The organism is Moorena sp. SIO3H5, assembly GCF_010692395.1.
Lineage (GTDB): Bacteria > Cyanobacteriota > Cyanobacteriia > Cyanobacteriales > Coleofasciculaceae > Moorena.
This window is the reverse complement of record NZ_JAAHHS010000123.1, coordinates 5,916-18,741: the sequence shown is the minus strand read 5'-3', so window position 1 is coordinate 18,741 and position 12,826 is coordinate 5,916. Positions and strand designations below refer to the sequence as shown.

General features: G+C 43.3%; 2 protein-coding genes. Both read left to right on the top strand.

What is annotated here, in order from left to right:
* The first annotated feature begins 16 nt into the window (after positions 1–16).
* Positions 17–5,029 carry a type I polyketide synthase gene (locus F6K52_RS15595; protein ID WP_293079104.1) on the top strand — a complete coding sequence of 1,671 codons (5,013 nt, stop codon included), beginning with the start codon at positions 17–19 and terminating at the stop codon, positions 5,027–5,029.
* On the top strand, positions 5,026–12,826 hold a 7,801-nt coding region (locus tag F6K52_RS15590; protein WP_293079102.1), incomplete at its 3' end, for a non-ribosomal peptide synthetase. The genes F6K52_RS15595 and F6K52_RS15590, both read left to right, overlap by 4 nt.

Genomic DNA, 12,826 nt, shown 5'->3' with positions numbered 1-12,826 from the left:
GCTTTTATCGGTTCACCTGGCTTGTCAGAGTTTACGTTATAGAGAGTGTAATCTAGCTTTAGCTGGTGGAGTTAACCTAATGCTTGCCCCAGAAGCAACAATTGGTTTCTGTAAACTCAAAGCTTTGTCTACTGATGGTCGTTGCAAAACGTTTGATGGTTCGGCAGATGGTTACGGTAGAGGAGAAGGCTGTGGAATTCTAGTTCTCAAGCGTTTATCTAATGCAGTAGCTGATGGAGACCAGATTTTTGCTTTAATTCGGGGTTCAGCAGTCAATCATGATGGTAAAAGTAATGGACTCACAGCTCCCAATGGCTCTGCTCAGGAGGCTTTACTCCAGCAAGCCTTAGAAAATTCCAGGGTAACACCAAGCCAAATTCAATACGTAGAAGCTCACGGAACTGGGACATCTCTCGGAGATCCCATTGAAGTTCTAGCACTGGGGAAGATCTTAGGTCAAGGTCGAGCACAAGATCAGCCTTTGAAGATTGGTTCGGTAAAAACTAATTTTGGTCATCTTGAAGGTGCTGCAGGGGTGGCGGGTCTGATCAAGGTGATCCTGGGATTGCAGCATCAGCAGATTCCTCCCCATCTCCATTTGAAACAGCCAAACCCTCATATTCCCTGGCAGAAATTGCCGATTACAGTGCCAACGGAATTAACTCCTTGGGAATCAGGGGAAAAAGAACGTTTGGCGGGGGTAAGTTCTTTTGGCATGAGTGGGACAAACGTTCATATTATCTTAGAAGAAGCACCCTCACAAGGCAAAAGTCGTTCGCGTAGCGTCGGCTTTGCCGAATCCCCCCTAGCCCCCCTTAACAAAGGGGGTAAGGCATTTGGCAAAAGTGAAGAGTTAACTGAGCGTAGGCACCATATATTAACGTTATCTGCAAAATCTGAAAAAGCTCTGCTTCAGTTAGTACAATCTTATCAAAAATTTTTAGGGAATAATTCCACAGCAGCGTACGCCGATATTTGCTTCACCGCTAATACAGGGCGTACCCATTTTACCCATCGTCTCGCTATTATTACCTCTGATCAACAAGAGGCCGCCGATAAATTAGCAAAAATTAGTGCAGCCGAAGAAGCTAATGGTGTATTTTCTGGAAAACTCCCTAGTAATAATAAATCCCCGAAAATTGCTTTCTTGTTTACTGGACAAGGTTCTCAGTACATCAACATGGGAAGACAACTCTATGAAACTCAACCCGTCTTCCGTCGAACCTTAGACCAGTGCGAGCAAATTCTACAATCTTATTTAGAAAAATCTATCTTAGATGTTATTTATCCGGAAAATACTCAAGAATTAAATAGTTCTCTCCTTGACCAAACTGCTTACACCCAACCAGCCCTATTTGCCATTGAATATGCGCTCTTTCAGTTGTGGAAATCCTGGGGAATTCAACCGGATGTGGTCATGGGTCATAGTGTGGGGGAATATGTGGCCGCTTGTGTAGCAGGAGTATTTAGCCTTGAAGATGGCCTAAAACTGATTGCCCATCGGGGAATATTAATGCAGCAGCTACCTTCTGGCGGAGAAATGGTAGCGGTGATGGCATCATACGAGAAAGTCAATCAACTGATTGCCCCATATGCAGACAAAGTAGCAATAGCCGCCATCAACGGACCTGTTAGCACTGTAGTTTCTGGTGCAGCAGAAACGATTAAGACAGTTAGGGACAGCTTAGAAGCAGAAGGAATCAAAACCAAACAACTGCAAGTATCCCACGCCTTCCATTCACCCTTAATGGAACCGATGTTGGCAGAGTTTGAAGTAGTAGCCCATCAAATAACCTACAATCAACCCCGAATTCCCCTGATTTCCAATGTGACAGGAGCTATAGCCGACGAGAGTATTGCCACAGCTAGCTACTGGGTAAATCATGTCTGTCAACCGGTGAAGTTTGCCCAAAGTATGGAGACTTTGCACCAACAAGGTTATGACGTCTTCCTAGAAATTGGATCCAAACCAATTTTGTTAGGTATGGCAAGGCAGTGTTTGCCAGAAGATGTAGGAGTATGGTTGCCTTCTTTGCGTCCTGGTCAAGAAGACTGGCAGCAAATGCTACAAAGTTTAACAGAGTTATATGTGCGGGGAGTCAAAGTTGATTGGTTAGGGTTTGATAACTATTATTCACGTAGTAAGGTGGTATTGCCCACTTATCCCTGGCAACGGCAACGGTATTGGATAGAGACTTCCCAGGGATATTCTAACCGACTGAACCAACATATGTACCCACTGTTGGGAAGTAAGGTAGAATTGGCAGCCACTGGTCAGACAATTTACCACCAGCACATAAACCTAAGCAACTGTCCCTGGATTGGAGACCACCGAGTCTACGACACTGCTGTAATTCCCGGTGTCAGCTACATCACCATGACATTTGCAGCAGTGGGCACACCGGCAGCAGTGGAGGAGGTTAACTTTATACAACCCCTAATTCTGGCCACACCTAATGCTACCCGTGAAACACAACTTTTGATTCATCCTGCTGATAGTAATCAGACTAAGCAAAAGGTGGAAGTTTTTAGTAGAGATGCCACTGAGGGAGGCCAATGGCAACAGCACGCTGAAATTACCCTGTTAAATACCCCACCCTCAATACCCGCCTTAAAAGTAGACATAAAATCTCTGCGTCAACAGTTGAGACCCATTGACGCTGATGTACTGAAGGATATTTATGCTAAAGTGTCTTTGGTTTACGGTCCGATGCTACAGGCAGTCCGTCAGGCTTGGATAGGAGAAGGAATTTCCCTGTTGGAAATTGAAGTACCAGAAGCTCTGGGATCCCAGCTGGCTGGGGAACCAATCCATCCAGTCCTCCTTGATGCGTGTACCCGCCTATCTCCTGAAACTTTAGACCCTCTTCTTGATGAAGCAGGAGTATTTTGGGCTCCATGGAAGGTGCAGGGAATGACCCTGAGCCGCACAGCGCCGCGCCGCTTCTATGCCTACGTTAATCAACCCACTCGCATCAACGAACAATTGCAGACCCGTGCTTATGATATCCATCTGCTCGATGAGATGGCTCAAGCCTTTGGACGCATTGATGGTTTTACTCTTCGGCGCGCTCCCCGCGAAGCATTTTTGAGAAGTTTGCAGGTAGATCATGGTGATTGGTTATATCAAATCCATTGGCAACCAGAATCAACTTCACTTGACAACCAATCAATTGACTTAACAAAACCCGGTAGTTGGCTGCTGTTTTGCCCACCCACAGGTATAGGCAAACATCTGGCAGAATCCTTAACCCAACAAGGTCAGCATTGTATCTTAGTTACACCAGGGGAGAATTACCAACAGTTAGATTCTCAACATTATCAAATCAATCCGATTAAGGTCAGTGAATTTCCACGACTATTGCAAGAAAGCTTAGAGCAACAACCCCCATTACGAGGAATTGTCCACCTGTGGAGTTGGCAGGAAACGATAGCACTACCCACATCGGCACAGGAGTTGCAAAAGTCCCAAGAATTAGGTTGTGGCAGTTTACTTCATTTAGTACAAGCCATAGTAAAAAATCAAGATGTAAAAAGTCCGACCTTGTGGCTAGTAACCCAAGGCTCCCAATCAGTGGCTAACCAGTCCCTTCCTATACAATTCCAACAAGCACCTTTATGGGGGTTAGGTCGAGTAATTGCCCAAGAACATAGGGAATTACAATGCCGATGTTTAGACTTAGACCCTACTGTGGAAGAAAACCAAGCAGTAGCAGCTTTGTTGCAGGAACTATTGTCTCCTGGTGATGAAAACCAAATTGCTTATCGTCAACAGGTACGTTATGTGGCCAGGTTAGAGCGGCAGCAAAAAGCTCTAACATCAACACAGGTGGTAGTATCAATGCCAGAAGCTGCTAATAACCAAGTTTCTATCCAATCTGAATTCAGTTATCTAATTACTGGAGGATTGGGGGCTTTGGGGTTACACTCAGCCCGTTGGATGGTGGAACAAGGAGCAAGACATTTAGTACTCACCGGACGTAAGCAGCCATCAGTTTTTGCTCAACAAACTATTAAAGAATTGCAAGAGGCGGGAGCACAAGTATTAGTCCTGTGTGGGGATATCTCCGAAGAAGAAGATGTTACTAAAATTCTAGAGGAAATCAAAGTATCTTTACCGACCTTACGAGGTGTAATTCATGCAGCGGGGGTATTGGATGACGGTTTGCTGTCAAACATGAGTTGGGAACAATTTACACGGGTGATGGCACCGAAAGTACAAGGGGCTTGGCATTTACACTCCTTAACTCAGAATCTACATTTGGACTTTTTTGTTTGTTTTTCCTCTATGGCTTCACTATTGGGTTCACCAGGTCAAGGAAACTATGCCGCAGCTAATGCTTTTATGGATGCTTTAGCCCATTATCGACAGGGGATCGGTTTACCGGGGTTGAGTATTAACTTCGGACCAATTGCTGAAGGGGGAATGGCAAGTCGCTTGGAGAGTCAACACCTCAGCAGGATGGAGGCTCAGGGGATTACACCCATAACTCCAGAGCAAGGATTACAGGCTTTGGCTAAGTTGTTGGGGCAAAAGGCTACCCAAGTCGGGGTGTTGCCCATTAATTGGTCTCAATTTTTGGAGCAACTGTCTGGAGGGATAAAAATGCCTTTATTGGAGGCATTTTCTTTAGCCGAGACCACAAAATCAAAGGATTATAAGCTTTTAGAACGATTAGAAGCGTCTTCTTCAAAGGAAAGAGAAAAACTTTTGATAACTCACCTCCAAAGTGAAGTTGCTCAGGTACTGGGTATGACAGCTTCCCAAATTGATGTGCAACAGCCTCTTAACACCATGGGACTTGATTCTCTGATGGCTGTGGAATTGCGGAATCGTGTTCAAACTGACTTGGGAGTGGATGTGCCCATAGTCAAATTTATAGAAGATATCAGTATCGTTGGTTTGGCGACTGAAGTGAATGGGCAATTGACCCAAATTGATATAACTCAAACAGTTGAACAAGATGAGGACGAGCAAACTCTCTTGAGTAATGCAAAGGATAGTGATTTGATTGAGGGGGAACTATGAATTTATTGGAGTTTTTGCAAGACCTTGTCATAAAAGGTTGGAAATTATGGAACGAGGGCAATCGACTGCGCTATTGTGCACCAAACGAAGAATCAACTGCTTTGGTATTAGCCCAACTGAAACAACACAAAGCCGAAATCTTACAGTTGCTGCGCGTACGCCCAGATATTTTAAATGTCTCTCCACTCTCCTACGGTCAAAAATCACTTTTGTTTTTGTGGCAATTAGCACCATTAAGTCATGCTTATAACCGATCATTCCCTGCTCGTATTTACTCAGTGGTAGATATTCCAGCCATGGAAAAAGCATTGAGGGTGCTAAGGGAACGCCATCCGATCTTGCGTACTACTTTTCCCAAACTCCGATCTGAACCAATTCAACAGGTGCATGACAATCAAGAATTAGATTTCTTGCTTCTTGATGCTTCTAGTTGGAGTGAAGATGAACTTAAAGCGAAAGTGGTTGAGGCTCATCAACTTCCCTTTGACCTCGAACGAGGACCAGTTATGCGAGTTAGGTGGTTTACTCGTTCTAACTTTGAGCATATCCTGTTGCTGACCATACATCACATTGCTTGTGATGGCTGGTCAATAGATCTGCTGATACAGGAATTGGAAAAACTCTACCAGGCAGAAAAGGCTGGTGTTGAGCCATCCCTTCCCCAAATGAAGCATTCCTACCAAGATTATGTTCGTTGGCAGAGGGATATTTTGGAAGGACCTGAAGGAGAAAGACTTTGGAACTATTGGCAACAACAACTAACAGGGGAGTTGCCTGTACTGAATTTGCCTACGGATCGATTGCGTACGCCAATACAAACCTATAACGGTGCTTCTCATCACTTCAAGTTATCTGACAAGCTCACTAAGCAACTTAAAGAACTAGCTCAACGCTTGGGAGCAACATTTTACACGATACTCTTAGCTGCTTTTCAGGTGCTATTGTATCGTTACACAGGTCAGGAGGATATTCTAGTCGGTTCTCCCATTTCAGGTAGAACTCAACGTGAGTTTGCTGGGGTCATGGGCTACTTTGTTGACCCAGTTGTGATGCGGGCAAATTTATCTAATAATCTTAGTTTTCAGGAGTTTCTTAGCCAAGTTCGTCAAACAGTACTCGAAGCAATCACTCACCAAGATTACCCATTTGCTCTACTAGTAGAAAAGTTACAACCACACCGCGACCCCAGTCGTTCGCCAATTTTTCAGGTTTCTTTTGTTCTACAACAGTTACAAAAATCTCAAAACATACAGAATTTTTTTGTAAATGAAATAGAAAAGGATATTGATTGGGCAGGATTGAAGCTAAGACCTTTTGAAATCCCTCAACAGGAAGGTCTGTTTGATTTGGATTTAGAAATGATGGAGGGGAGTTCATCGGTTAAAGGGACTTTTAAGTACAACACTGATTTGTTTGATGGGTCTACCATTGCTCGCATGGTGGCTCATTTCCAAAATTTGTTGTCAGCAATTGTGGAAAATCCCCAACTTTCTGTGGGTGAATTACCCTTGTTGAGTGAAGGGGAACGCCATCAACTGTTGGTGGAGTGGAATGATACTGCCAATGAATATCCCAAAGAGAAATGTATTCATCAGTTATTTGAAGAGCAGGTCGAGAAAACACCGGATGCTATAGCTGTGGTGTTTGACCAACAGCAGTTGACTTATCATCAATTAAATCAAAGGGCTAACCAATTAGCACATCACCTACTTTCAATGGGAGTAGGAGCAGAGGTATTGGTGGGGATTTGTGTGGAACGTTCTTTACAGATGGTGGTAGGACTGTTGGGGATACTGAAGGCTGGTGGTGCTTATGTACCCCTGGATCCTAATTATCCTCACCAACGACTGAGTTATATGTTAGAAGATTCGGGTGTTGAAGTGTTGTTGACTCAACAGTCGTTACTGGAATCTTTGCCAAAAAAACAAGCACAAGTGGTTTGCTTGGATAGTGATTGGGGTGCCATAGAGCAACACAGTGGGGAGAATCTTGATGTTGGGGTTGACTCGGATAATTTGGCTTATGTGATTTATACCTCTGGTTCTACTGGTCAACCTAAGGGTGTGCAAATTCAGCACAAAGCATTGGTTAACTTTCTTGAATCAATGCAGCAAAAACCGGGGCTAGAATCAACGGATATTTTCCTATCAGTTACCACCTTATCTTTTGATATTGCTGGATTAGAATTATATCTTCCCTTAATTACTGGTGCATGTTTAGTTGTGATCAGTCGGGAAATTGCCACAGATGGAATACTATTAGCACAAAGTATAGACAACTACCAAGTAACTACAATGCAAGCTACTCCGGCAACTTGGAGATTATTGCTAAGCGCAGGATGGAAAGGAAACAAGCAATTAAAAATTCTCTGTGGTGGAGAGGCGTTAGATCTAACTGTTGCCGAGGAATTGCTTAAAACTAGCAAACAAGTCTGGAATTTATATGGTCCGACGGAAGCAACTATTTGGTCCGCAGTAGCTCAAGTAGATAATAAGTTTAGTGCTTCTTTTGTCCCGATTGGAAAAGCCATTAATAATACCACAATTTACATCTTAGACTCACACCTGCAACCAGTACCCATAGGAGTACCAGGAGAATTGTACATAGGTGGTGATGGATTAGCCAGAGGATACCTCAACCGACAGGAACTCACATCGGAAAAATTCATCACTAATCCCTTCTGTAGTTCCAACTCACAACGACTCTACAAAACATCAGACCTGGCGCGATACCTACCAGACGGTAACATTGAATTTATTGGTCGCATCGATAACCAAGTCAAAATTCGAGGTTTCCGCATCGAACTAGGGGAAATCGAAGCAGTCCTGTCCACCCATCCCCAAATCGAACAAGCTGTAGTAATTGCCACAGAAGATATTTCTGGTAACAAACGCCTAGTCACCTACTATGTCAGTGAGAACGAATCACTGACAACCAACCAAGTAAGAGAATTCCTCAAGCAAAAACTACCAGACTACATGGTGCCCAGTGCCTTCGTGAGCTTAGACAATCTGCCCTTAACACCAAACGGTAAAGTAGATCGCTTTGCACTTCCGGCACCAGATGGAGTTTTCACCCGAGTTGAGGAATATTTAGCGCCACGTACCCCAACTGAAGAAATAATCGCCAACATCTTCGCGAACGTTCTAGGAGTTAAAGATGCAGGAATACATGACAACTTCTTTGAAATCGGAGGGCATTCCCTACTCGCCACCCAATTAATTTCCCAAATGCGAGTAACCTTCAACAGAGAAATTCCCCTAAGGTACGTATTTGAATTCCCTACAATCGCTGAATTAGAGCCAAAATTAACCCAATTACTTACTACAGAAGACCAATTAAGTCTTCCGCCGATTCAACCAAGAACTGATAGTGAACAATTACCCCTATCATCGGCTCAAGAAAGACTGTGGTTCTTGAACCAACTAGAAGGAAGTAGTGCCACTTACAACATGCCAGGAGCCTTACGAATAACTGGTAACTTAGCGATTAACACCCTAGAACAAGCCTTATCAGAAATAATCAATCGTCACGAAGTACTACGAACAAGTTTTACCACTGTCAATGGCACACCAACACAGGTAATTCACCCCCACAGCACGATCAACATCAATGTGCTGGACTTACAACAATGCCCAGAACCAGAACGGGAAACTATCTTACAGCAACTTTTACAACAGGAAGCAACAACCCCCTTTGACCTAGAAGTAGCACCATTAATCCGGTGTAAATTATGGCAACTAGACACCACCGAATATGTGTTAGCGTTGACCATGCACCACATCCTATCGGATGGTTGGTCGATCGGAATATTAATCGAAGAACTATCAAGTTTATATCAAGCCTTTTGTGTAGGAGCTCCATCACCCTTACCTCAATTACCGATTCAATATGCTGACTTTGCCCTTTGGCAAAGACAATGGTTAAGTGGAGAAATACTAGAAACCAAAATTAATTACTGGAAACAGGCATTATTTGGTGCTCCCAAATTATTACAGTTAGCTACTGACTACCCTCGTCCAACTGTCTCAACTTACCAGGGTAGGACTGAAAGTTTTAGTTTAAATACTGAATTAACCCAGAAGTTGCAAACCCTGTCTCGAGAGAGTGGTACTACTTTATTTATGACTCTGTTAGCAGCGTTTGGCACTTTACTACATCGTTACAGTGGTCAAGAAGATATTTTAATTGGTACACCCATAGCCAATCGCAATCGCCGTGAGATTGAGCCTTTGATTGGTTTTTTTGTCAATACTTTGGTGATACGCACTGACCTCTCAGGTAATCCCTGTTTTCGGGAATTGTTGAGACGAGTGCGTTCAGTAACCTTAGATGCTTATGCTCATCAAGATGTGCCTTTCGAGAAACTAGTTGAACAACTACAGCCAGAGCGTTCCTTGAATTATAACCCCCTGTTTCAGGTATTATTTAACATGCTCGATTTTGAAGAAAAAGAACTGGAATTACCAGGGGTTAAATTAGAAAAAATTGACACAATTGAAGCTGATTCCAAATTTGATTTAACACTTTATGCAGCGAAAAAAAATCAAAAAATAGAACTAAAAATAGTTTATAATGTTAAGCTATTTTTACCAAAAAGAATTAGATTTTTTCTCAATCAATTTAATCAGTTGATTACTCAGATTGTTGCTTATCCAAATCACCCAATTAGTTCTTATTCCCTGGTCACCCCTGAATCAAAACATTTACTTCCAGACCCTAAAGCTGTGTTGCCTCAGTCACATTACGAATTAGTGACAACAATGTTTACCTCTTGGGCAAAGCGGACTCCAGCACAACCAGCAATCTGTCAAGGTTTTAGCACTTGGAACTATGGGGAATTGTCCCAAACTGCTCAAACCTTAGGAAAAGTTTTGTTGGCTCATGGCATCAAGGGGGGAGACGTAGTAGCCGTATCTGGGGTGAGGAGTTTTGGGTTGATTGCCAGCATAATTGGCGTCTTCCTCAGTGGAGGAGTACTTCTGAGTGTTGATCCCAAGCTACCCAATCCTCGGCAACTCCTAATGTTGCACCAAGCCAAAGCCAAATACATAATATATGTCGGTATTCAGCCCCTAGATGACGAGAGTATATGGAACTCCCTAGTTAATATTTCCGTAGAACCAGAAACAGCAGAGGTCATAAATTCTCAAAAGGATATTTCTCAAATTACACATCTGCCTGAAATAGTTTCTGATGATGCAGCTTATATTTTCTTTACTTCCGGCAGTACTGGTGTGCCAAAAGGAGTACTGGGCTCTCATCAAGGAATATCCCATTTCCTGACTTGGCAGCGCCAGAGGTTTGAAATTGGACAGCAAGACCGTATTGGTCAATTGACAGGACTTTCCTTTGATGTAGTCCTCAGAGATATCTTGTTGCCTTTAACCAGTGGTGCAATCCTATGCCTACCCCAAGAGGAAGATATCCTAGAACCGACTCTAATTCTGTCTTGGTTAGAGACTGAGCAGATTTCTGTGTTGCACACAGTTCCAACACTGGCACAATCTTGGTTAACTAATGTGCCGCCGGGAGTTTCTCTAAGTAGTTTACGCTGGTTATTCTTTGCCGGAGAACCCCTCAAGGGAACACTGGTAAGGCAGTGGCGGGAGGTATTTCCACAAGCAGGGGAAATTGTCAATCTCTACGGTCCAACGGAGACAACTTTAGCCAAGTGTTGTTATCAAGTACCTCATCAACCCAGCTCAGGCATAGAGTCAGTTGGATGGCCACTTCCTGAAACTCAAGCACTGGTTTTAGGAGAAAATAATCAACTGTGCGGCATAGGTGAAGAAGGCGAGATTGTGATAAGGACGCCATTTGGCAGTTTGGGTTACATCAACGCTTCTCAAGAAAACCTGTCTCGATTTGTCAAAAATCCCTTTAGCAATGATCCGCAGGATTTGCTTTACTACACAGGCGATCGCGGACGCTATTATCTAGATGGTTCTCTTGAGATTCTTGGTCGTTTTGATCATCAAGTAAAAATTCGAGGTGTACGCATCGAACCAGGGGAAATTGAAACTGTACTTAGCCAACATCAAGCTGTACTACAGACTATAGTGATTGCCACTGAAGATATTGCTGGAAACAAACGCCTAATTGCCTATGTAGTTACATCAGATCAATCACTCACCAGCTTCCAACTACGTGAATTCCTCTTTTCCAAACTACCCTCATACATGGTGCCCAGTGCTTTTGTCACTTTAGACAGCCTACCATTAACACACAACGGCAAAGTAGACAGAAAAGCACTACCAGCCCCTGATGGGGTTTTCACACCAGAACATGAATACGTCCCACCACGGACGCCAAGTCAAGAAATAATCGCCAACATCTTCGCGGACGTTTTAAGTGTAGACAATGTCGGAATCCACGATAACTTCTTTGAATTGGGAGGACATTCTCTACTAGCAACCCAATTAATTTCCAGACTCAGAGTTGCCTTTAAAGTAGAAATTCCCCTCCGAGCAGTCTTTGAATCTCCTAGCGTAGATAAATTAGAGCAAACATTAACCAAAGGTAGTACTCTTGGGCAAGGATTAAGTCTTCCGCCAATTCAACCAAGAAGCGATAGTGAACAATTACCTCTATCATCGGCTCAAGAAAGACTGTGGTTCCTCAACCAACTAGAAGGTGCTTCTGCTACTTACAACATACCAGCAGCCCTTAGAATCACTGGCAACTTGGCGATTAACGCCCTAGAAAAAACCTTATCTGAAATAATCAATCGTCACGAAGTACTACGGACAAGTTTCTCCACTATTAATGGCACACCAATACAAGTAATTCACCCCGACAGCAGCATCAAGATCAATGTAGTAGACCTACAAAAATACCCAGACCAAGAACGGGAAACTGTTTTACAGCAAGAAGTACAACATGAAGCAACAACCCCCTTTGACTTAGAAGTTGCACCACTAATCCGGTGTAAATTATGGCAACTAGACACTACCGAGTATGTGTTACTGCTGACCATGCACCACATAGTCTCTGATGGGTGGTCCATAGGAATCTTGATCCAAGAACTATCACGTTTATATCAAGCTTTTGCGGCATCAGAACCATCCCCGTTAACGGAACTACCGATTCAATATGCTGACTTTGCCCTTTGGCAAAGACAATGGTTAAGTGGGGAAATCCTAGAAAACCAACTCAATTACTGGAAAGAAGCATTATTTGGTGCTCCAGAATTATTACAACTGCCTACAGACCGTTCTCGTCCCCATGTAATGAGTTACCAAGGTAGTACTCAAGGTTTTAGTTTAAGCACGGAATTAACCGATAAGTTGCAACAGTTGTCCAGGAAATCGGGTAGTACTTTATTTATGACTCTGCAGGCAGCGTTTGCCACCTTACTCTATCGTTACAGTGGACAATCAGATATTTTAATTGGTTCACCTATAGCCAATCGCAACCGCCGTGAAATTGAGCCGCTAATTGGGTTCTTTGTCAATACCTTGGTATTGAGAACTCGTTTTGAAGATAATCCCAGTTTTTCCCAGTTGCTAACACAAGTCAGGGAAACTACACTAATCGCTTATGAACATCAGGATGTACCCTTTGAAAAGGTAGTATCCACATTACAACCCCAAAGGTCTTTAAGTCATTCGCCTCTGTTCCAGGTGATGTTTGTGCTGCAGAATGCACCGATGGGGACATTAGACTTACCAGATCTGAGTTTGAGTCAGTTCAATCAACACAGTACGATTGCTAAGTTTGATTTGACCCTGTCAATGATGGAAACAGACATGGGATTGGTGGGGAGATGGGAGTACAACACGGACTTATTTGATG